The organism is Dyadobacter linearis (genome assembly GCF_907165045.1).
Taxonomy (GTDB): Bacteria; Bacteroidota; Bacteroidia; order Cytophagales; family Spirosomataceae; genus Dyadobacter; species Dyadobacter linearis.
Genome location: NZ_CAJRAU010000008.1, coordinates 82,091 through 102,888 on the forward strand (window position 1 = coordinate 82,091; position 20,798 = coordinate 102,888).

General features: G+C 46.9%; 20 protein-coding genes. 9 read left to right on the plus strand and 11 right to left on the minus strand.

Annotated features, from left to right (window positions below; translation table 11 throughout):
* Nucleotides 1-54: 54 nt before the first annotated feature.
* The 3 genes from KOD92_RS22900 to KOD92_RS22910 form a co-directional block, all read right to left on the minus strand.
* Entirely contained in the window at nucleotides 55-390 is a 336-nt protein-coding gene (locus tag KOD92_RS22900; RefSeq protein WP_215235945.1) for a DUF6787 family protein, read from the minus strand.
* Between the two features lie 162 nt (nucleotides 391-552).
* On the minus strand, nucleotides 553-1,680 hold the full coding sequence (locus tag KOD92_RS22905; RefSeq protein ID WP_215235946.1) for a cytochrome-c peroxidase: 1,128 nt from the start codon (nucleotides 1,678-1,680) through the stop codon (nucleotides 553-555).
* A 19-nt stretch (nucleotides 1,681-1,699) separates the two neighbouring features.
* Entirely contained in the window at nucleotides 1,700-2,512 is an 813-nt protein-coding gene (locus KOD92_RS22910) for an MbnP family protein (RefSeq protein ID WP_229254807.1), read from the minus strand.
* 223 nt (nucleotides 2,513-2,735) lie between these two features.
* Between KOD92_RS22910 and KOD92_RS22915 the strand changes: the two genes are divergently transcribed.
* Both KOD92_RS22915 and KOD92_RS22920 read left to right on the plus strand, forming a co-directional pair.
* Nucleotides 2,736-3,416: a MotA/TolQ/ExbB proton channel family protein gene (locus KOD92_RS22915; protein WP_215235947.1), complete on the plus strand. Its 681-nt coding sequence runs from the start codon at nucleotides 2,736-2,738 to the stop codon at nucleotides 3,414-3,416.
* 15 nt (nucleotides 3,417-3,431) lie between these two features.
* On the plus strand, nucleotides 3,432-3,824 hold the full coding sequence (locus KOD92_RS22920) for an ExbD/TolR family protein (protein ID WP_215235948.1): 393 nt from the start codon (nucleotides 3,432-3,434) through the stop codon (nucleotides 3,822-3,824).
* Here the strand turns inward: KOD92_RS22920 and KOD92_RS22925 are convergent.
* The 4 genes from KOD92_RS22925 to KOD92_RS22940 form a co-directional block, all read right to left on the minus strand.
* Nucleotides 3,811-5,007: a Gfo/Idh/MocA family protein gene (locus KOD92_RS22925; protein WP_215235949.1), complete on the minus strand. Its 1,197-nt coding sequence runs from the start codon at nucleotides 5,005-5,007 to the stop codon at nucleotides 3,811-3,813. The genes KOD92_RS22920 and KOD92_RS22925 overlap by 14 nt on opposite strands.
* An 82-nt stretch (nucleotides 5,008-5,089) precedes the next feature.
* On the minus strand, nucleotides 5,090-6,910 hold the full coding sequence (locus KOD92_RS22930) for a M56 family metallopeptidase (RefSeq protein WP_215235950.1): 1,821 nt from the start codon (nucleotides 6,908-6,910) through the stop codon (nucleotides 5,090-5,092).
* 5 nt (nucleotides 6,911-6,915) lie between these two features.
* The gene (locus tag KOD92_RS22935; RefSeq protein ID WP_215235951.1) at nucleotides 6,916-8,658 is read right to left on the minus strand and encodes a M56 family metallopeptidase; all 1,743 of its coding nucleotides are present in this window, start codon (nucleotides 8,656-8,658) and stop codon (nucleotides 6,916-6,918) included.
* A gap of 11 nt (nucleotides 8,659-8,669) precedes the next feature.
* The gene (locus KOD92_RS22940) at nucleotides 8,670-9,044 is read right to left on the minus strand and encodes a BlaI/MecI/CopY family transcriptional regulator (protein WP_215235952.1); all 375 of its coding nucleotides are present in this window, start codon (nucleotides 9,042-9,044) and stop codon (nucleotides 8,670-8,672) included.
* A 172-nt stretch (nucleotides 9,045-9,216) separates the two neighbouring features.
* Here KOD92_RS22940 and KOD92_RS22945 point away from each other — a divergent pair, with 172 nt between their 5' ends.
* Together KOD92_RS22945 and KOD92_RS22950 are read left to right on the plus strand one after the other, a co-directional pair.
* The gene (locus tag KOD92_RS22945; protein WP_215235953.1) at nucleotides 9,217-9,690 is read left to right on the plus strand and encodes a (2Fe-2S)-binding protein; all 474 of its coding nucleotides are present in this window, start codon (nucleotides 9,217-9,219) and stop codon (nucleotides 9,688-9,690) included.
* On the plus strand, nucleotides 9,687-11,891 hold the full coding sequence (locus KOD92_RS22950; protein ID WP_215235954.1) for a xanthine dehydrogenase family protein molybdopterin-binding subunit: 2,205 nt from the start codon (nucleotides 9,687-9,689) through the stop codon (nucleotides 11,889-11,891). Before KOD92_RS22945 ends, KOD92_RS22950 begins: the two co-directional genes overlap by 4 nt.
* Here the strand turns inward: KOD92_RS22950 and KOD92_RS22955 are convergent.
* The 3 genes from KOD92_RS22955 to KOD92_RS22965 all read right to left on the minus strand — a co-directional run bounded on the left by KOD92_RS22955 (nucleotide 11,884) and on the right by KOD92_RS22965 (nucleotide 15,705).
* Nucleotides 11,884-13,887 carry a response regulator gene (locus KOD92_RS22955; protein ID WP_215235955.1) on the minus strand — a complete coding sequence of 668 codons (2,004 nt, stop codon included), beginning with the start codon at nucleotides 13,885-13,887 and terminating at the stop codon, nucleotides 11,884-11,886. The genes KOD92_RS22950 and KOD92_RS22955 overlap by 8 nt on opposite strands.
* 27 nt (nucleotides 13,888-13,914) lie before the next feature.
* On the minus strand, nucleotides 13,915-14,250 hold the full coding sequence (locus KOD92_RS22960) for an FIST N-terminal domain-containing protein (RefSeq protein WP_215235956.1): 336 nt from the start codon (nucleotides 14,248-14,250) through the stop codon (nucleotides 13,915-13,917).
* Between the two features lie 108 nt (nucleotides 14,251-14,358).
* The gene (locus tag KOD92_RS22965; protein ID WP_215235957.1) at nucleotides 14,359-15,705 is read right to left on the minus strand and encodes a deoxyguanosinetriphosphate triphosphohydrolase; all 1,347 of its coding nucleotides are present in this window, start codon (nucleotides 15,703-15,705) and stop codon (nucleotides 14,359-14,361) included.
* A 115-nt stretch (nucleotides 15,706-15,820) separates the two neighbouring features.
* On the opposite strand from KOD92_RS22965, the gene KOD92_RS22970 reads away from it, so the two are divergent.
* The 5 genes from KOD92_RS22970 to KOD92_RS22990 all read left to right on the plus strand — a co-directional run bounded on the left by KOD92_RS22970 (nucleotide 15,821) and on the right by KOD92_RS22990 (nucleotide 19,990).
* A complete protein-coding gene (locus KOD92_RS22970; protein WP_215235958.1) occupies nucleotides 15,821-16,891 on the plus strand; it encodes a DUF3500 domain-containing protein in 1,071 nt (356 codons plus the stop codon).
* A 734-nt stretch (nucleotides 16,892-17,625) separates the two neighbouring features.
* Nucleotides 17,626-17,988 (plus strand): endonuclease domain-containing protein, encoded by a 363-nt coding sequence (locus KOD92_RS22975; RefSeq protein ID WP_215235959.1) that lies wholly within the window; start codon nucleotides 17,626-17,628, stop codon nucleotides 17,986-17,988.
* Between the two features lie 8 nt (nucleotides 17,989-17,996).
* Nucleotides 17,997-18,608, plus strand: a complete 612-nt coding sequence (locus KOD92_RS22980) for a pseudouridine synthase (protein ID WP_215235960.1) — start codon at nucleotides 17,997-17,999, stop codon at nucleotides 18,606-18,608.
* Entirely contained in the window at nucleotides 18,605-18,973 is a 369-nt protein-coding gene (locus KOD92_RS22985) for a YccF domain-containing protein (RefSeq protein WP_215235961.1), read from the plus strand. Before KOD92_RS22980 ends, KOD92_RS22985 begins: the two co-directional genes overlap by 4 nt.
* Nucleotides 18,974-18,994: 21 nt before the next feature.
* Nucleotides 18,995-19,990, plus strand: coding sequence for an NAD(P)H-quinone oxidoreductase (locus KOD92_RS22990; RefSeq protein WP_215235962.1), 996 nt, complete (start codon nucleotides 18,995-18,997; stop codon nucleotides 19,988-19,990).
* Here KOD92_RS22990 and KOD92_RS22995 read toward each other — a convergent pair whose 3' ends face one another.
* Entirely contained in the window at nucleotides 19,991-20,749 is a 759-nt protein-coding gene (locus tag KOD92_RS22995; RefSeq protein WP_215235963.1) for an alpha/beta hydrolase, read from the minus strand.
* Nucleotides 20,750-20,798: the final 49 nt, after the last annotated feature.

Sequence of the window (20,798 nt, forward strand, 5' to 3'; positions counted from 1 at the left end):
CAGGAAAGGGAATCCTGCACTCCTTAAAATTCAATGTGATATCTGAATGCTGACTTATTTTTTGCCTTTGAACTTCGCGGCGATCCAGCGGAACATTTTCTTTTCTTTTTCCCAGAAAAATGAAAACTGGCCGAGTAAGAAACCGTATGCAAGTAGTAAAGTCTGGTACGTCGGGAAAATGAAAATGATGTAGGTAATGGTTTTGAGCCACATTGGCGTCAGATCGTCGTAGCCCAGGAGATAAAAAAGTCCCTTTCTGAACCAAACAACCGACGAGCCCGCCAAACTGAAAACGGCTAACACTACAAGAACCTGCCTGGTAGTCTCCAATCCCCATCTTTCCTGCATTTTGCCTAACCAGGGCTGCGCATTTTTTTCTCCGCTCTGCATATATTAGTGTCTTGTCTGCGTTTTAATTTCCTGCAAAGAAACAATGCGAATCGCAATTTTCCTTGATTTTAATGAATGTTTAATCATGACTTTAGTCAGCTGAATTGACGATGCGCCGGACTATAAGCTGTATTCATAAAGCACATAACTTGCTAGTTCTCCTCACAGCGAAGTCCCAATTCCGGGATCTGAAAATTTCTTGTCCCTGATAAACTGCTCGTCGTTTAATGTTCTCAAAAATGCGATGATCGATTGTTTCTCAGTCGCATTCAGCTGTATGCCAGCTTTGGTACCCGTTTTCAGAAGCGGGTCGAGCGTGTTTGATTCGTGTATGCTGGGTTTTGCATTATCGTTTGCATAATGGTTCAGCACTTCTTCCAAAGTCGTAAACCGCCCGTCGTGCATGTATGGCGCAGTGAGGCCGATGTTCCGCAGGCTCGGCACCTTGAATTTCAGGCGGTCGGCCTCATTTAATGTGATCGCATACCTGCCCTGGTCGTTGATCCGGTTGGGCGGCAAGCCGTTATTTCTGAAACTATGGTCTGTAAAAAGCTCCGTAGCGTGACAGGAACTGCATTTTTGTTTAAAAACCGATAATCCTTCTTTTTCCAAAGCATTCAAAGCCGACGCGTCTCCCTGCAAATAATAATCGTAGCGTGAGGTAGCCGAAACCATCGTCATCATAAACTGCGACAATGCTTTCATCATTTTATCCGCCGTAATTTCATTCGTACCAAAAGCAGCTTCGAACATTTTGGGATAGTTTACCTGCTTGGTCGCGCCTGCTACGGGTGTATTTTTTAGCTTTTCGATTACAGTAGCGACCTTTTCGCCCATTTCAACCTCGTTCTGAATCGGTACCGGAGGCACTTCGTCCATTGCGTGCACACCGCCGTCCCAGAAAAAGGAGGTATTCCACGCCATATTTTGTACTGAGGGAGAATTCCGGATTCCGATCTTGTCGTCCACGCCGTGGCTGAGGTCGTGTCCGTGGTGGGTGAATGCGGCCTGCTGCTGGTGGCAGGTACCACAACCTATATTGTCAGTTCTGGATAATATTCCATCGTAAAACAGAAACCGGCCCAGCTCGATACCTTCCTCGGTCAATGGATTTTTGGACAGATCATAAACCGGCGCGGGGAAATAGGAGGGTTTGGTAAATTGTACGGGCGTCGGGCCAGTCGGTTTCGGTTCCGGCTCGGGCAGCGGCTTTTCGGGATCCTTTCCACAGGATATCAGCACCAGCAAAATCCAGGTGAGCATGACCGAAAAGTTGAAGATCTTTTTCATTGTAGCTACTGACTTGTAATCAGTTATTTCGCACCTCTTTTACGCTGAACATATTCGCATAATTCTCAGCAATATTCGCTGAAAACGGTTCAAACATTACTCCTGGTTTCTCTGCAATACGCAGTTTGGTTGGGCCGTCAAAAATTTTGAGGATATCAGCTTGAATATAAACCTGCGGTGTCGCTGTGGTGGTAACTGAGGCTGCTTGACTACCGAAACTCAATTTTACCGTCTTGATATTGTTCAACGTTCTTCCCGATCTCCCGCCGAAGCCGCCAATGTGGTATTCGTATTTTCCATTCGCTATGGTAGACGAGTCCGATTTTCCTTCGAACTTAAGGAAAATGTACCCCGGATTCCAGTTCCAATACATAGCTTCTTCGTTCGTCGGGCCAGTGTATATATCCAGGATCCCTTTCCTGTTCTCCGGTTCTTCAATACTTTTCAGACTGTCCACTCCGATCACATATTCAATTCCAGCGTAGTTGCCCGTCGGTACATTGTTAATTTTCAGGATTTGTGATGCTTCATCTACTTCCCTTACCAAAAAGTAGCTCGAATCCTTCGGTACCGTAAAGGTGCTGCCGTCGGCTTTGGTGAATTTAATATTGGAAATATAGTAATTGAGTTTGCTGACCGTGAAATCTTCACCCGCTGCATTCGTATAGGTGGCGCTATTCAAAGCCACTTTCGCATCGCCGGCCATGTTGCTGAAATTCACCACGATACTGCCGGTTCCAACAGTCGGCTCATTATCATTGGAACAGGAAAGCTGGAATAATGCCAATGCGAGAAATGCGAAGGCAGAGGATATTGCAAAGTATCTTTTCATACACGATCTGAAACAGAATGAAGGCATTTACTAAAACTTAAAACAGAAAAAAGGGTTCATTTATGCGAAATCAGCTGGTTTAGGATGAAAAATAATATGTAGTAATTTTCCTATATTTGGCCTTTAAACAATATGGCAGGCATGCCTCCGTTTATTTTCAAAGCCATTTTTTCCAGGATTGACCGCTGTTCCATTCGCTTAAACTTTCACTATTATATTTAATATGATGCTTCTGCAAGCACTTACTGACTCTACGGTAGCAGCGCCTGTTGCTGACCAGGGACTTTCCATTATAGATCTTCTCGCAAAAGGGGGTTGGGTGATGTTACCGCTGGGTTTACTTTTCCTGGCAACTCTTTTTCTGATCATCGAGCGGTTTTTAGGAATTAGTGCAAATGGAAAGATCGAGCCGCAGTTTGTGGACAATGTTAAAGATTTTATCCAGCAGGGAAACCTGAAATCGGCTGAATCGCTTTGCCGCAACCAGCGCAATGCAGCGGGCCGGATCCTGGAAAGAGCCTGTGGCCGAATCGGTTACCCGATCAAGGACATTGAAACTACCATTGAAAATGCCAGCCAGATCGAGATCCAGCGCATGGAAGGTAACCTGCCTTACCTCGGTGTAATCGCAGGTATCGCGCCTATGTTAGGGTTTGTGGGTACAATTTCAGGTATTATCCGGATTTTCTACGATATCTCTATTTCCAACGACTTCAATATCAGTACGATTGCGGGTGGTATGTATGAAAAAATGATCACTTCCGGCTCGGGTCTGATCATCGGTCTGATCGCTTACGCAGGGTACCACTTGCTGAATATGAAAATCGACAATTTCGCATTGCGTTTGCAAATGGCGGCTTCTGATTTTCTGGATGTATTACAAAAGCCGGTGGCTGCGAAGTAAAAGACAAATTTATTTATGAAAATACGTCGCAAGAGCCGGTTTGCCCCTGAGGTGTTCACGCACTCGCTCAACGATATCATGTTTTTCCTGCTGCTGTTCTTTTTGATCATCTCCACGATGTCCAATCCGAACGTGATCAAGCTGATGCTTCCCAAAGCTTCCGCGACACAGCAGATGTACAAAAAGCAGATTACGTTGTCGGTGGATGAAAACAAGGGTTACTTTATTGATAAAGAACAAATTCCTTTCGACCGCCTCGAAGCCGAACTCCAAGGCATTTTCGCCAATGTAGAAGAGCGTACGATCGTTTTGAGAGTAGATAAAAACCTCGCAGTCCAGGACCTCGTAGATGTACTGGAACTTGGCGCCAAGAATGATATTAAAATGGTAATGGCTACTGCGAAATAATTTTAAAGGGAGGAAAGGGTGGAAGGGAGAATGGAGGAATGGGTTTTGTCCCGTTCAGCCATTCTCCCTCTCCTTTTCTATAGCTAATTTCTTCTTCCTCCCTGTTTATCCCATTTTCCTTCCTCCGTTCCTCCCTTCCTCCTTCCTCCCTTTCCTCCCAACTCCCGGCACTCTCATAAATCAAAGCGACAATCCTCTGTAAAATCGCTCCCTGCTCTGCATTCGCTATATTACTTGGTTTTCCTTCGCAGGCATCGAGGAATGCGGTTGTGTTTTTGAGTTGGATATCTGCTTCTTCTATATGGGGAAAATCGATATTCGCAAGCTCGCCGCCAAGTTCTGTAAATAGCGAAAGCGGTTTGTAAACTGCGCCGCCTTTTGTTCCGAATACTTCCAGGTTAACGTCTTTGTCAGCCTTCATATTCAATGCGAATGAAGATGATAATGAGATACTTGAATTGTCGGGAAAAGATAAATGCGCAAAGCAGGCGTCTTCTACTTCGAAACTCTCCGGGCTCCACTCGCCCATCAAACCTTTACCGCCAGCTTTACCCAGGAAATCATAAGTGTTGGCCACAATCCGATCCGGCATCTGGTAGTCCAGCATTTCCAGCGCGAGGTCGAGGATATGCACGCCGAGATCCATTAATGCACCGCCTCCCTGTATGGATTTATTAGTAAAATTACCCCAGCCCGGTATCCCGCGCCGACGCAGATAATTGGCCTTAATGTGATAAATGTGCCCCAGCGTTCCTTCTTCGCGGCATTTTTTAATTAACGCAAATTCAGGGGTTTGCCGTAACTGCAAGTTATAAGCCAGTGTTTTGCCTTTTTCTCTGGCCAGTTCCGCCATTTCGCTGGCTTGCCCGGCAGTAAGTGCCGGCGGCTTTTCACAGAATACGTGACAGCCGTTTTCGAGCGCCTGAATCGCAAAAGGATAATGCAGGTTATTGGCAGTACAGATCACAACAATATCCGGCCTGCATTCGCCCGCGTACATTTCCGCGGCATTATCGTAAGCAAACGGGATCTGGTGCTTGTCGGCCAGCGCGCGGGCCTTTTCTTTTACCCGGCTGCAAACCGAAACGATCTCAACCCGATCATTGAGCGCTTTTAATGCAGGAATATGGTTCTGGTCGGCAATGTGGCCGCCGCCTATAATGGCGACTTTGAGAATGGGCATATTAAAACTGTTATCTCTGATTTGGTTGCCGTAAAATATGGAAACATTAGCAGAAATAACAGCCAATACATTTTATCCGAGACTAGTTACTTTTTTCGGTGGATTCTTTCAGGTATTTGTACTTGCCGCTTGTTTGAAGTCCCATGGAATACTCTGGCAGACCGGTAGTGTAGTAATTCATAAATCGATAACTGCTCGAATCGGGGGTAAATCGATATTCAGCTTTTGGAGGATTCGCTGACGGCTTGAACGTTTTAGGCTCAAAGAAAGCAAGGGAAGAGTTAAAAAGATCCTCAACCTCTACTTTAGCTATCCGGACAACTTTGAGAAACGGTTTAGGTTCGGGTAAATGAAATCCCTGGCGTTTATCGGACTTCTCACCTGGCAGATCAAATCTAATTTCGATATTCTGCGCCGCGCTCAGAGGTTTTCCATTCTGTACCGCGGGCTCCCATTTGGGCATATTCTTCACAAGTCTGATAGCCTCTGCATCCAGACCAAATCCTACGCCTTTTACGATCACTATATTACCAATAGAACCTTCTTCTGCAACAGTAAATCTCACGAACACGGAACCTGAGACAAGCGCTTTGCTTGCGCTTTCCGGGTACTTGGTGTTAGTTTTGAGATATTCGAGCATCGCCTGATGTCCACCTGGAAACTGCGGCTTTTGTTCTGCTACTGTCAAAGGTCCGGCATTTTGTTTAGTAACAGCTGGCTTCTCGATAGCTGCATTATTAGCAGTAGCCGAAGCTTTAATTGGTTCATTATCAATTTCGAGTGTGAAATCGTAAGTAAGTTTGTTTTTATCAATCGTCATTTCCTGCGACTTAAACTGCACGTGGCTGACTACAATCGAGGCGTTTTCCGGCACATTACGAAGCTCATATTTTCCTTGCTTATCAGTCGGTGCACCCTGATTAGTTCCTTTTACGATCACGATCGCATCGGCAATTTTGTTTCCGCTTTTGTCCGAAACAGTTCCTTTAATATCAATACCAAAACTTTCATTAACAGCCGGATTTTCACGTTCCGGCGCAGGCAAGTACATTCTAGAAGCGGTCAGAAAAACAGTGAGCGCAGTCAGTGGGATGATCAGCGCATATTTCCCCAGCAACCATTTTGAAGTGCGGTTTTTGTATATCATCTGAATTCTGTTTTTAAGTAAGGATGAATTGGCAAAATGATTCGCGAGTACCTGTTCAGGCACTTTTAATGCATAGGAGACCAGGAAATTTGCATAACGGTCACGGTTCGGCGCTTCCGCATCGGCGAGGTATTCGTGCACAGCCTGTATCGAACGCTTGTACATCCACACTACCGGATTGAGCCAGAACACCACTTTCAGCAGCTCAATCAAAATCACATCGAAACTATGCCACTGCCGGATATGCACATATTCGTGGCGGATGATCGCGTCGGGGTTATTCTCATAGTCTGACCTGTTCACGATCAGCCATTTAAAGAATGAAAATGAGCCGGTTTCTGCACTTTGGAGTTGTCCGTTGTCGAATAGCAGGAGCGTGTAAGCGTCCGTGCGAATGCGCTCGCCGCGGCGGAGTAGCGAAAATAACTTTTGAAATGAGCTTAATAACTTGAAAATCATGACCATAACTCCCGCCAGATAGTAACCCGCTACCAGGATAGCCCAGTTGAACGGCTCCTCTACCGTTTCGGTAACTGCGGGAATTAGTTGCGTGGATTGCTGGTCGTAACTGGTTTCTAATACCGGCGCAGGAACCCAAAACGTGATCGCAGGGAGCAAAAACGCTGCCCCAATCGACGCTAGCAAATAGAACCTGTTCCACTTGAAGAACGTATGCTGCCTGAAAAACAACCAGTAACAGCCGTAGAACAGTACCAGGTACAGGTTCGTTTTTGCCAGATAGGTCAGCATTTCCATGATTTCTAGTTTTTCTTGGTCGTGATCAGGACTACGCCATTTTTACCTTCTTCTCCGTAAACATCCGGTGTTCCTGCTTTTTTCAAAACACTGATTGATTCAATTTTATCAGGATCAAGTTCGGATGTGCTCAAACCGTCCGTTTGTTTAACACCGTCGATGATGTACAATGGCGGATTTTTCTCTGCCGACGGGTCGCCTTTGAACCGTACTCCCACACTGGCTGTACCACCCGGGTTCAGCTCACGCACTTTGGCGGTACCTGAGGCTTGGTCGTTCGTTTTATCGGAAATATGCACGACGGTAGCCTCGTTCGAAGCTTCCGGCTTGGCTGGTTTTGTAGTAATATCAATTACTCCGCCTTTCGCTTTGTTACCATAAGAAGCAACAGCCTGGTCACCTTTAAGTACATTCACCGAGGCGATCTGGTAAGACTGGACGTTTTTTTGAACATCCTCCTTTTTCATTTCCTTTCCGTCGACCACATACAAAGGATTATCTTTCGTGTCTTCGAGGTTCAATCTTCCCGAGGTATTTTCTTCCAGCATAAAATTGATCGGAAGCGTCATTTTTACATTCACTTTATGCCCGTTCTGCTCACCTGGTGTCCAGGCAGGCATACTTTTCACAACCCGCACTGCCTCCTCATCACAACCAAATCCAATACCCTTTTCTATCATGACATTCTGCACATTGCCCGATTCAGTGATGATATATGAAACAAATACCTTTCCCTGCACATTTGCTTTGGCCGCTGCCGTCGGATACTTGATTTTCCTGGCTAGAAATTGAAACATCGCTGTCTCCCCTCCCGGATATTTCGGTTGGGTTTCCACTACCATGAAAACTTTGTCAGGCATTTTCTCTTCCCCTGTTTTGGCTGTTTCTGGTTGTTTGTCTTCGCGCTGCTCACAGCCCGCTACGAACAATGCGGTGGCGCCTATTAGTGTAGCTGCTGCCAGATAGGTACTCAGCAGCCATTTCGGGCTTCGGTTTTTGTAGATCATCTGGATTCGGGATTTAAGTTGTGATGGTTTGAAAAAATGGTTTGTCAATGAAGCCACGGGCGCATTTAATGCATAACTGACTAAAAAACGCGCATAATTCTCCCGGTTGGAAGCTTTCGAATCGGCCAGGAATTCGTGTACTTCCTGTAAATCGCGTTTGTAGAGGAGCAGGACCGGATTGAACCAGAACAGCACTTTCATGATCTCCAAAAACAGAATATCCGCACTATGCCACTGCCGTGTGTGCACCATTTCATGACACAGAATATCGTCAAAATGGCTCTCATAGTCGTTTCGATTGATTACAATCCATTTAAGGAAAGAAAATGAGCCGATCTTGTTCGAGTCGATCATCACTACGGTGCAATCTTCCAGCTCGATCACTTCGCCGGATTTCAGAAAATTTCTGAGTTGGAGAATATGGCGAATCAGGTAGATAAGCGAGATGATCAGGCCGACGATGTAAACAAACCACGCTGCCTGCGTCCACGTTACCAGCGGCTCTTCCTGCTGCTCAAACGTAATGGCGACCGGGGCCGAGCTTACTTCGTAAATAGCCGGGATCGCCGGCGCGGTTTCGGGGTATATCACAAAAGGCAATGCAAATGCGATCGCGATCGAGCCGAGCAGGTAAATGCGGTTCCACTGGAAAAAGGTGTGGTTCCGGAGCATCAGTCGGTAACAGGCAAATAATAAAATCCAGTACAGATTTACCTTGCCGATATATAAGAGCATATCCATGGCTAACAGATTTATTTTTCGTCTTTGTGCTGATTGATGAGTTTCATGATCTCGTCTAGGTCCTTCGTTTTCAGATCATTGTCCTTTACAAAAAACGAAACAAGGTTAGGCAGTGAATTGTCGAAGTAATTGACCATTAACTGCTTCATTTCGTGTCGCTTATATTCCTCCTCGCTGATCAGCGGAAAGTATTCGTGCGTCTTTCCGTAAGCGTTGTAGCCTACCACCTCTTTCTTTTCAAGAATGCGGATGATCGTCGAAACCGTGTTGTATGCTGGCTTAGGTTCAGGCATTTCGGCCAGTATATCTTTGACAAATCCTTTTTTTAATTGCCAAAGAATCCGCATTACCTCTTCCTCAGCGCGTGTCAATGTGCGTACTTCCATGATATTGATATTGTATTGAAAAGTTAATTAACTGATAATTCAAATGTAGGACTATTTATTTAGTTTCAAAACTATTTTATTAGTTATTTAAAAATTCTCACTTGTTTTTATCTTTAAACAAGGCTGGCATAGTATTAGCGAACCTGCTTTCTGTCTCTCTTTCTATCCAAATATGACTGAACTGATCACGATTAAGGTAAATGGCAAAGTGCATAATGTCGAAGCGGATCCGGAAATGCCTTTGCTCTATTTGCTGCGAAACGATTTGCGGCTGAACGGACCAAAATACGGTTGCGGGATCGAGCGTTGCGGCAGTTGTATGGTGCTTTTGAACGGAAAGTCACAGCCTTCCTGCGTGATACCCGCTTCTTCTGCGGCAGTTTACGAGGTCACCACATTGGACGGGCTTGCCAAAAACGGGAGGTTGGATCCTGTTCAGGAAGCATTTATAGAAGAGCAGGCTGCGCAATGCGGCTATTGTATGAACGGCATGATCATGTCCGCCAAATCATTACTCGCCGAAAACAAAAATCCCTCTGACGAACAGATTCGCCAGGCGCTCAATAGGGTACTTTGTCGCTGCGGCACACATACCCGAATTATCAGTGCGGTAAAAAAGGCAGCGGCCAAAATGAAAAATTCATGAAAGATCACACGCATTTCAGCTCCGACAGGCGCTCGTTCCTCAAAAGTTCCGGGCACTTGGTGATCGGTTTTCAGCTTTTTCCTGCCTTAGCAGCTATTACCGGGTTTGAGGACAAATCTGTTTGTGAAATAGAGCCGGTTGCAGATGGCCAGACGATCGACGCCTGGATTCGCTTCGATGCAGACGGTAAGCTGTCGGTTATTACTGGCAAAATGGAGCTCGGCCAGGGTATCCGCACGGCGCTGATGCAAATGGCCGCCGAAGAACTGGATATCCCGATGAATAGAGTGAAAATTATCATAGCAGATACGGGCCAGACGCAGGATGAACGCTACACTGCCGGCAGCGGCTCCATCGAAGGCAGCGGTCGCGCGATCCGGAATGCAGCTGCCGAAGCGAGGCAATATCTATTGAAGCTGGCTGCGGAAAAGCTTCAAACGGAGGTTGAAAACCTGTCGGTCAAAGACGGAGTGGTAATATCTTCCAAAAGTAAGAAAACGGTCACTTACCAGGAATTAGTTACAGGTAAACGTCTGGAAGTGGAAGTGACCGGAAAGGCGCCGCTGAAAGATCCTGCGTCGTACAAGCTTGTTGGTAAAGCGATCCACCGAGATGATATTGCACAAATGGCCGCAGCCAAAGCCTATTACATTCAGGATATGCGGTTACCCGGGATGGTGCACGCCCGTATTTTACGCCCTCCTGTTTATGATTCCAAACTTGTTTCTGTACCGAAAGAACAGATCGCAAAAGCACCTGGCGTACTGAAACTGGTCGTGAACGGGAACTTCGTGGCAGTGATCGCAGACAAAGAATATACTGCTGTAAAAGCTTTGGGAATCTTAAAAACCGACGCAAAATGGGATTCGAAGCCACTTAGTGTTTTACCTCAAAATTTATATAACAATATACTAGAAACTGCTTCTGACTCCAAAGTAGTAGAGGAAAGCGGCGGCAGCGTACCAGCGAAGGATTTTACGCACGAAGCTGTATATAAAAAACCGTATCAAATGCACGGATCGATTGGCCCGTCGTGCGCGATCGGCCTCTGGAAGAACGATCTGCTTACTATCTGGTCGCACAGCCAGGGCGTTTACCCGCTGCGGAAAACGATTTCAGATCTCCTGAAATTGCCGGAAAGCAAGATCAGGGTAATCGGTGTCCCGGGCGCGGGATGTTACGGCCACAATGGCGCCGACGATGCGGGCGGCGATGCGGCTTTGCTTGCGATGGAAATGCCGGGTAAGCCTGTGCGCGTGCAATGGATGCGGGAAGACGAGCATAAATGGGAGCCTTATGGTTCTGCGATGCTATTAAGTATAAGGGGGCGGATCGGCGCGGCTGGTAAAATCGATGCCTGGGATACGGAGATTTGTTCGGATACGCACAGCTCGCGGCCGGGCGGCAATGCGGGGCACTTGCTCGCAGGAAGACATATTGCCAAACCGTTTACCTTCAAATCGGGCGGTTTTTCGGGCGGCAGCCACCGGAACTCAGTGCCGCTTTATGATTTTGCTGCTAAGAAAATAAGTCTGCGCGACTTCGACGGACCATTGCGGAGTTCTGCATTGAGGAGTCTGGGTGCGTACGGGAATATCTTTGCGCTGGAATCTTTCATGGACGAACTTGCGTGGAAAGCGGGCGAGGATCCGGTCGCTTTCCGGCTGACGCATTTAAAAGATGAGCGCGCGCGGCAGGTGATTACGACGCTGGTTCAAAAAGCAGGCTGGGGGCAGGGTAAAGGGGAAGGTTTTGCTTTTGCCCAATACAAAAACAGCGCGGCGTACCTGGCCGTGAAGGCGGAAGTAACTATTGACAAAGCAGCCAAAACGTACCAATTGACGAAATTAAGCGCTGTGATCGATTCGGGTCAGGTGATCAATAGCGATGGGATCATAAACCAGACTTCCGGTGGAATGATCCAGGCGGCAAGCTGGACCATGCTGGAAGAAGTGAAGTTTGATAAAACGGGCATTACCAGTACTACCTGGGAAACTTACCCGATCCTCCGTTTTGATCAGGTCCCGCATACGGAAGTTCATATTATCCACAGGCCGGGGGACGAGCCGCTTGGTGCAGGAGAAGCGGCTCAGGGACCAACTGCCGCCGCGATTGCCAACGCGATTTTTCATGCCACCGGCAGCCGCCTGCGCGAATTGCCTTTGACACCCGACAAAATCAATTGGGAAAAGATCAGCTGACTGCCTCGGGAGCTGCATTCCGGCTCACATTTAAATGGCGGCTGATCACCCGCATCAGTTCTTCTGCACGAAAAGGTTTGGTAACGAAGCTTGCAAACTTGACCCCGTCAATTTCCGGCGCTTTTTCGGCAAAAGTATCTGCGGTAAAAGCGATCACAGGCACGTGCGCGTGTTGAGGATAATTGGTGCGAATAGCTTTCATCGCCGCAATGCCGTCCATCACAGGCATTTGAATGTCCATTAAGATCAGATCAAATTCCCCATCGTCCAGGTAGGAAAGCACTTCCTGTCCATTGTTGCAAATGACAAAATAAGCTCCCCACCGCGTAAGCAGATGCTTGAGCAATATCTGATTGGCCAGAATATCCTCGGCAGCCAGGATACGGTAACCTTTCAGAGAAACCTGCTCGGGTGCTACTATCCGCTGCGGTTCGATTGCATTTGCGACCTTACCAAAATTAAGAATCACGCTGAAAGTGGCGCCTTCGCCCAGTTTACTTTGAGCAGAGATCGTTCCGTTCATCAGTTCGGTAATTTTTCTGGTAATGCTGAGACCAAGACCGGTCCCGCCGAAATACCGGGTTGCATCATTTTGGTGCGCCTGTGAGAAGCTGTCGAAAATATTACCGAGCTTATCTTCCGAAATGCCAATTCCTGAGTCAGTTACGTCAATTTTAATATCGACACTATCGCCCTTATCCTCATATAATTCCACCGAAACTTTCACAAATCCGCCTTCCTCCGTGAACTTGATAGCATTCCCGACCAGATTGATCAGGATCTGGTTCAGCCTGTACGCATCTCCCATTAATAATTTCGGCACATTAGGTCCGGCGCGGAAAGCGAGGTCGATCGATTTTTCCTTTGCTCTCACCTCGAACGTCCTGACCAGGTATTCCAGTTTCTCTTTCAGGTCAAATTCAAAGTTTTCCAGCCCGAACTTACCCGCTTCGATTTTGGAGAAATCAAGAATATCATTCAGGATAACCATCAGGTTATCAGCCGAATATTTAATCATTTTAAGGTATTGTCTGTCTTCCTCAGGAAAATTGCTGCTCAGCAGGAGCTCTGTAAATCCAATGATACCATTCATTGGCGTACGGATCTCGTGGCTCATGGTCGACAGGAAATCGGACTTGATGCGGGTAGCTTCTTCGGCATCTTTCTTGGCTTGTAACAGCTCTTTTTCCACCAGTTTTCGGGCGGTAATATCAATCGCGGTGCCAAGCACTTCCTGTACACTTCCCTTTTCATTGCGCTTGAAAGGCACTTCTCTCGTAATGATCCAGACCTCCGACCCGTCACGGTGTTTCAGCCTGAACTCCTTTTCGATCACATCCGAATCCTTTACCCAATGCCGCATGTAATGGTAGTGCCGGCGAAATGTGAGCTGGTCCTGGTCATTGATAATTTTGGTCAGCCCACTAATGCTGTCAGATATATTATCCTCCTCTGAATATCCTAATATTTTGGATATCTGTTTGTTATGAAAAATGTTGGTCCAATTCTCAATATCAATCACGTAGATGATATTGGGAGACAGCAATGCTATTTTATTAATAAATTCCTCTTTTTCGGCAAGTTCGCGATGAGCCCGCTTGCGTCCCTCTTCCGCTTCCCGCATCCGGCTCATTGTATGGAAAGTTTTCGCCAGTTTTTCGGCATTGATCTCTGACTTGGGGAAATAGTCCATTGCTCCGGCCTTCATCATTTCCACGGCAATACGTTCGTCACTCTGTGAGGTAAGTACGATCACCGGAAGATTTGGCGCCACTTTTTTGATCTTTTTCAGTAATTCCAGGCCGTTCGTTTTCGGCAGCTGGTAATCCAGGAAAATGCAGGTAGGAAACCAGGTTTCCAGCACTTGTAATGCATCTTCGGCGTATTTCGAGATCCTTATTTCTCCGAGCTCTACCTGTGACTCTTGAACGGCGTGCGCGAAATGCATCGCGTCGATATCGTCGTCGTCTACTAACAGGATGTTAAGGGTAGTCATAACAGGTTTTTATCACGCTGAGTTATGTTATTCCGGAAATTTACAAAGGGTCCAGTAATTATTTAGCAAGGTCAGGGTCTCCGCCCATACCGTTGATGAGGCTTTCACCAGCAAGCTCTTAATAGCTGTTTTGTCAAATTTAAGGACTGTTGTAACGATGGAATTGTCTTTTAAGAAATTTGCGATTTCACCCGCAGAAGAGTAACCAGAAAAAATCGCGCCGGGATATTCGCCGGTCAGCTTTTGTGTGAGATTACTTGTCTCGAGCAGCTCGCGGTTGCCAAAAACAACGAATAATTGGGGTGTTAAACTGAATGAAATAGGAGAGGAAATATCATTATAAACAACCTGTTCAATTTGCATGAGGTGGATATCTGATCGGGCTTATAATTCGAAATAACAATTTACAGAAAAGTTTTGATACTCGAATTAATATTACCCTTATCCCTGTGTAACTCCGGCAATTACGGTTCAGGTAATGGAAGGAAACGATATTCCTTTGATCTTCCTAAAAAGTTCGACTGCATACAAATCCGTCATTCCGGACACAAAATCAAGCACAGTCTGGATTTTCGAATAGGGATCGGTTCGCGAGGTGATGAATTGTTTAGGAATCAGCTCTACCAGTTTCTTAGTGTAATGTGAATTGTTGTTCAGATAGGCGGGTACAAATTCTTCCAATAATCCTCCAATTACTTTGTAACCAGCGACTTCTATCTGTACCACGGATGAATAGTTATAAATTTTACTAACAGAAATGCGCCCGATCTCTTTCATCGCTGACCGGTAAGGTTCCGCAATTCCGTCGATCAGGCTTTGATTGAAATTACCGTCGAGGATTGTCTGCTGCTCATTGTAAAATAATTCGGAGCATTCGTGGATGAGCGTACTGATCGACTTGGCTCTTAAAAGACTGATTTTCGCATCATCATCGTCTATTTCCTGCAATCGGCCGGGCATTTTTGGATCATTGCAAAGTTGCAGGAGCAGCGTTTCCACTTCCTGGTAAGAAAGGATCTTCAACCGGTGCGCATCTTCAAGGTCAATCACATTATAGCAAATATCATCGGCCGCTTCAACCAGGTAAACGAGCGGGTGGCGCCGGTACACCAGCGGCGAACCGGACTCTTTTTGTAGTTCTAATTCATCCGCAATCTTCTGAAAACCAGCTTGCTCAGACTGGAAGAAACCGTATTTCTTCGTGTATATGTTCGCCTTGTTATGTCCGGCAATCGCCTCGCAGGGATACTTTGCGATCGCAGCCAGCGTGGAGTAGGTGAGCGCGAAACTTCCGTAACCCTTACCTGCATACGGATGTGTCAGGATCCGGAATGCATTTGCGTTACCCTCAAAATGAGTAAGATCGGCCCACTGCGCCGCGGTTACCTGCGATTTGTATTTTTGTCCGTCGTCATCTGTAAAATAATGGGAGATCGCCGCCTCGCCGGAGTGCCCGAATGCCGGGTTACCGAGATCGTGCGCCAGACAAGCAGCGGAAACGATATTCCCGATTTCGCTGATCAGAGGCAATTTAGTATCAATATCCTGATCGTCGGCGCGGAGTTTATTGTAAAATATCCTTCCTAAAGATTTACCGACACTTGCTACTTCCAGGCTGTGTGTGAGCCGGTTATGGACAAAAACACTTCCTGGCAGCGGGAATACCTGCGTTTTATTTTGAAGTCTGCGGAATGGAGAGGAAAAAATGAGGCGGTCGTAATCGCGCTGGAATTCTGATCTTGCCTCGGCAGGATCTGCATTGTATTTGTCTTCGCTTCCCCAGCGTTTGGCCGAGAGCAATTTTTCCCAATTCATCATTTGCTGTCTTTAAATGGCAAATCTAATCGGTTTCATCTCGCATTGGTAGTTTCCTGCCGGCTAATCCTTTTCATTTTCAGGGAATACTCACTCAAAATCTCAAAACTGACTGCTTATGAAAAGGATAGGGTTCAAGGCTGGTCTGTGTATATTGTTTTTTGTCGCGGGAATCGCGGCTTCAAATGCAGGTAACCGCATTTTGGGGCCGGGCAAAGATGAAAAGCTCGCCAAAGAAATGGCGCTCGCCGTAAATGCATTCATTAAACTGCTTGATGCCGGCCAGCAGAAAGACGCGATATTGCCCTATTCCGATCCAATGAGGTTTGACTGGAATTTTACACCCCGCGACAGAAAAGGGATTTCTCTGAAACAAATGGATGCAGCGCAGCGAAAAGCCGCAATGGCGCTGATCAAGGTTGTTTTAAGTCAGGAGGGATATAGTAAGGCTGAGCAGATCATCGACCTGGAAAACGTACTGCGGGTGGTAGAAACACGCCCGGCAAACGATACTTACCGGGACCCTGAAAATTATGCATTTCTTGTATTTGGCAAACCAGGCAACGATCCCTGGGGCTGGCGGGTGGAAGGCCACCACATTTCCCTGCATTTTTCCTCGATCAACAACCATATTACTTACACACCTAGCTTCATGGGCAGCAATCCAGGCAAGGTGCTCGCCGACGTACCTCAAAAAGGGAAAGTAATCCTGAAAGCCGAGCAGGAAACAGCATTCAAGTTGCTGAACAGCCTTGACAAATCTCAACAGGAAAAAGCCAGTCTGGGCGCAAAGGCACCGAACGAAATATTCACTTCAAACACCCGCAAAGCGTCTCTCGAAAAAATGGAAGGAATACCAATGCGGGATTTAAATGCTACGCAGAAAGCGATTTTCAAGGACCTGATTATGGCTTATCTGCAACGCTATCACGTCACACTCAAAAGCCAGCAGTGGGCCGAACTTGAAAAAGCCGGACTGGAAAATATCCATTTCGCATGGATGGGCGACCGCGAGCCGCTGATCGGTCCGGGCCACGGCCACTACTACCGCATCCACGCCCCCACATTCCTGATCGAATTCGACAACACCCAAAACGGCGGCAACCATATTCATACAGTAGTAAGGGACCTGACGAATGATTTCGGGGAAGATATGCTGCGTGCGCATTATGAAAAGGGGCACCGGTGAATAGACCCCTAAATCCCCTGTTGGGGACTTGCGTTGATTGCGTATCCAACGGAATACTGCCGAGCTCCCCTTTAGGGGTTGGGGGTAGGTGCACGGAAGATTACTTTGTGCCCTTTTACCCCTAAATCCCCTGTTGGGGACTTGCGCTGCTGCTCAGTTAACGAATAACGATAGCTCCCCTTTAGGGGCTGGGGGCAGGTGCACGGAAGATTGCTTTATGCTCTTTACCCCTAAATCCCCTGTTGGGGACTTGCGATGCTTGTTGGTTAACGAATAACGATGCCCCCTTTAGGGGCTGGGGGTAGGTGCACGGAAGATTGCTTTATGCTCTTTACCCCTAAATCCCATGTTGGGGACTTGCGATGCTGGGTAATTTACGAATTACGATAGCTCCCCTTTAGGGACTGGGGGTAGGTGCACGGAAGATTACTTTGTGCTCCTTTTACCCCTAAAACCCCTATTGGGGACTTGCGATGCTGGTTGGTTAACGAATAACGATAGCTCCCCTTTAGGGGCTGGGGGTAGGTGCGGGGTAGATTACTTCGTGCCCCTTTTACCCCTAAATCCCCTATTGGGGACTTGCGCTGCTGAGTAGTTAACGAATAACGATGGCTCCCGTTCAGGGGCTGGAGGTAGAGGCTGGGGGTAGGTCAATAGCCCATTTGCTCCAAACCAAGTACTATCGAAAACCAAAATGAAAGCCACCTACCAGCCGCATTCAAAATACACACATTATGATGCACTATGGCGCTCCGCCTGTCTTATTTGCCCGTGCAAGACAGCTTCGTGAAAATGAAACCAGGGCTGAAAAGTTGCTCTGGGAAAGATTGTCTAATAAGCAACTGGGCGTTAAATTTCGAAGGCAGCACCCATTTCACCTGTATATTGTAGATTTTTATTGCCACGAAGCGAAACTTGTGATCGAAGTGGACGGAAGCATTCACCTGCTGGATGAGAACGTCGAATATGACCGGTTGAGATCTGAGCTGATCAACGATTTCGATGTTCAGGTGGTTCGGTTTTCGAATGACGATATATATTTCCGGATAGATGAAGTCATTTCCGCAATCCGGGAAATTGTCGCCGGGAGTCAGTAAATTCGCAAATGCCCCAGCCCAGTCACCGCTACTTTATTATCAATAAGCCTCCTAATATGGTTTCCCAGTTTGTCAGTACCGACGAGGTGGGGTTGCTGGGGGATCTGGATTTTGAGTTTCCGGAGGGTACGCATGCAATAGGCCGACTCGATAGCCACTCGGAAGGTTTGCTGATTTTGACTACCAATAAGCGGGTTACCAATCTCCTTTTTATGGGCGAAGTCCCGCATAAACGTACGTATTGGGTCAATGTGGGGCATCTGGTAAGCGAGCAGACCTTGCAGCTGCTCCGCAATGGGATCGGGATCAGGGTAAAAGGCGGGGTGGAATATATTACCAATCCCTGCGAGGTCGAAATTATCCCCAGACCCGCTATTTTAACAAAACACAAAAACGAAACCTACGAAAACATCCCCAATACCTGGCTGGAAATGACCTTAACAGAAGGGAAATTTCACCAGATTCGTAAAATGGTGCGCGTAGCCGGGCACCGGTGCAAGCGCCTTGTTCGCGTTAGTATTGAGGAGCTGGAACTGGGCGACCTGCCGCCGGGCGGGGTCAGGGAAATAGAAGAGACGGAATTTTTCAGGTTATTAAAAATAAAAAACGGGCAATCATGAATCTCATTGGAAATATTATCTGGCTGGTCTTCGGTGGTTTTCTGGTTTTCCTGGAATATATGGTCGCGGGCTTAATACTCTGCATTACGATCATTGGAATTCCATTCGGGATCCAGTGTTTCAAAATCGGTATGCTCGCGCTTTTCCCGTTCGGGCAGCAAGTGCGCGATGTTCCCGGCAATACAGGTTGCCTGTCCACTGTTTTTAATGTGATCTGGCTGGTAGTCGGCGGGATTTGGATTGCGCTCACTCACCTGATCTTTGGAATAATTCTTGCCATTACCATCATCGGACTTCCTTTTGCAAAACAGCATTTCAAACTAATGACCCTGTCTTTGACCCCATTCGGGAAGGAAATTTATTAATCCGTACCAAATTAAAGTGGCATGAAAGCAGCCGTTATTACAGAATCCGGTGCACCGGAAGTATTGCAGATTCGCGAGCGGGAAGTGCCAAAGCCAACAGGAACCGAAGTACTTATCAAAGTTTACGCCGCGGGTATAAACCGGCCAGATGTGATGCAGCGCCAGGGTAAATACCCGCCACCAGCCGGAGCTTCCGAAGATATTCCCGGGCTGGAAGTAGCCGGCGAAATTGTAGAAACAGGCAGTGCAGTAACTGGCTGGAAGCCGGGCGATAAAGTTTGCGCATTGCTTTCCGGCGGCGGTTATGCCCAATATGCTGTCGCTCAGGCCGGACACTGTCTTCCGGTACCCTCCAATTTTACCTACGCACAGGCTGCATCTTTGCCCGAGACAATTTTTACGGTGTGGCATAATGTATTCCAGCGCGGGCAACTCAAAGCAGGTGAAAATTTCCTGGTACACGGTGGCAGCAGCGGAATCGGTATTACTGCGATCCAACTTGCGAAAGCAATGGGAGCGACGAAAGTTTTCGCGACCGCCGGTAGTGCAGAGAAGTGCGAAGCCTGTATTTCACTGGGAGCTGATATTTGCATTAATTATAAAGAAAATGACTTCGAAGCGATTCTGAAAGAGGAAGGCGCAGATGTGATCCTGGATATGATCGGTGGTGATTATATTCCTAAGAATATCCGCCTGCTGAATACTGATGGTCGCCTGGTTTTCATCAATACCATGAAAGGCAGCAAGGTGAAAACGGAGGAAGATCAGGTAGATTTCGGACTGATCATGCGGAAGCGGCTTACAATTACTGGCAGCACTTTAAGGAACCGGGATAATGATTTTAAAACACAGCTGGCGCAGGAAATACGCGATCAGGTTTGGCCAGTGCTGGAAAAAGGCGCATTTAAGCCTGTCATTTTTAAAGAATTCACATTAAACGAAGCTGCATCAGCACACACTTTAATGGAAAGCAGCGAACATATCGGGAAGATTATTCTGGTTAATAACTGGGAATAGTTACTTCTCCTGCATTAATTTTCTGTTCAAAATGGCTGAAATTTCGTCAGCCTGAATGTAAACCATCAAATGTCCGCCGCCGGCAATCACTTGATCCGGCTTCACCAGCTTGATCGGGATCAGCCGGTCCTGGTCGCCGTGAATATGATACAGATTGTCGGCCCGCTGCTTTTTCTCCCAGCTACCGGTTCGTGCCAGTGCCCATTTTAAGAATTTGGTATGGGTATCGTGCAAAATAGCCTTCAAAAGCGATTTCGATTCGGGTGTAGTTGCGCTAAAGTACTTATATGTGGTCTTATTGGCAGACTTCAAAATCGGCCCTGCAAAGGGTGACAACAGTAGAAACCGCGTTAATCCACGATAGAAGCGTGAAACCGGAATCCCGGTAGAAGTGCTCGAGATAATAACGATCTGCTCAGGCCGCGCGATCTCCGATATTTCCGACGCGATCATCCCCCCAAAAGAAACCCCAACCAGCTGAAACGGTTTTGTAGTATCGATCTGCGAGATAATCCTGCCCGCATAATGTGCCAGCGTCTCTTTTTTCAAAGGTTTAGCCCACTCAATATGATGCACGGAAATGTCATCATCTAGTTTCAGGTTGCTGAAAATGCGCTTATCCGCGCCAAGACCGCTGAGGAAATAGACATTCATTTTGGACGAATCAGCGGAAGTATTTTGTCCGGCAAAAGCATATTGGCCCGAAAAGAAAGTGAATATTATTAAAGCAAAAAACGCAGCCCGGGTTTGAGAAAGCATATCATTGGATGTAACTTCTCAATATACGAACTGCGCCTGAATAACGATT

Bases quoted from the DNA above. Each gene is read 5' to 3' on its own strand.
- KOD92_RS22975 (WP_215235959.1), top strand. From the start codon at position 17,626: ATGATGCACTATGGCGCTCCGCCTGTCTTATTTGCCCGTGCAAGACAG.
- KOD92_RS22905 (WP_215235946.1), bottom strand. From the start codon at position 1,680: ATGAAAAAGATCTTCAACTTTTCGGTCATGCTCACCTGGATTTTGCTG.
- KOD92_RS22920 (WP_215235948.1), top strand. From the start codon at position 3,432: ATGAAAATACGTCGCAAGAGCCGGTTTGCCCCTGAGGTGTTCACGCAC.
- KOD92_RS22925 (WP_215235949.1), bottom strand. From the start codon at position 5,007: ATGCCCATTCTCAAAGTCGCCATTATAGGCGGCGGCCACATTGCCGAC.
- KOD92_RS22935 (WP_215235951.1), bottom strand. From the start codon at position 8,658: ATGGATATGCTCTTATATATCGGCAAGGTAAATCTGTACTGGATTTTA.
- KOD92_RS22985 (WP_215235961.1), top strand. From the start codon at position 18,605: ATGAATCTCATTGGAAATATTATCTGGCTGGTCTTCGGTGGTTTTCTG.
- KOD92_RS22960 (WP_215235956.1), bottom strand. From the start codon at position 14,250: ATGCAAATTGAACAGGTTGTTTATAATGATATTTCCTCTCCTATTTCA.
- KOD92_RS22970 (WP_215235958.1), top strand. From the start codon at position 15,821: ATGAAAAGGATAGGGTTCAAGGCTGGTCTGTGTATATTGTTTTTTGTC.
- KOD92_RS22940 (WP_215235952.1), bottom strand. From the start codon at position 9,044: ATGGAAGTACGCACATTGACACGCGCTGAGGAAGAGGTAATGCGGATT.
- KOD92_RS22980 (WP_215235960.1), top strand. From the start codon at position 17,997: ATGCCCCAGCCCAGTCACCGCTACTTTATTATCAATAAGCCTCCTAAT.
- KOD92_RS22900 (WP_215235945.1), bottom strand. From the start codon at position 390: ATGCAGAGCGGAGAAAAAAATGCGCAGCCCTGGTTAGGCAAAATGCAG.
- KOD92_RS22930 (WP_215235950.1), bottom strand. From the start codon at position 6,910: ATGGAAATGCTGACCTATCTGGCAAAAACGAACCTGTACCTGGTACTG.
- KOD92_RS22915 (WP_215235947.1), top strand. From the start codon at position 2,736: ATGATGCTTCTGCAAGCACTTACTGACTCTACGGTAGCAGCGCCTGTT.
- KOD92_RS22955 (WP_215235955.1), bottom strand. From the start codon at position 13,887: ATGACTACCCTTAACATCCTGTTAGTAGACGACGACGATATCGACGCG.
- KOD92_RS22910 (WP_229254807.1), bottom strand. From the start codon at position 2,512: ATGAAAAGATACTTTGCAATATCCTCTGCCTTCGCATTTCTCGCATTG.
- KOD92_RS22995 (WP_215235963.1), bottom strand. From the start codon at position 20,749: ATGCTTTCTCAAACCCGGGCTGCGTTTTTTGCTTTAATAATATTCACT.
- KOD92_RS22950 (WP_215235954.1), top strand. From the start codon at position 9,687: ATGAAAGATCACACGCATTTCAGCTCCGACAGGCGCTCGTTCCTCAAA.
- KOD92_RS22990 (WP_215235962.1), top strand. From the start codon at position 18,995: ATGAAAGCAGCCGTTATTACAGAATCCGGTGCACCGGAAGTATTGCAG.
- KOD92_RS22965 (WP_215235957.1), bottom strand. From the start codon at position 15,705: ATGATGAATTGGGAAAAATTGCTCTCGGCCAAACGCTGGGGAAGCGAA.
- KOD92_RS22945 (WP_215235953.1), top strand. From the start codon at position 9,217: ATGACTGAACTGATCACGATTAAGGTAAATGGCAAAGTGCATAATGTC.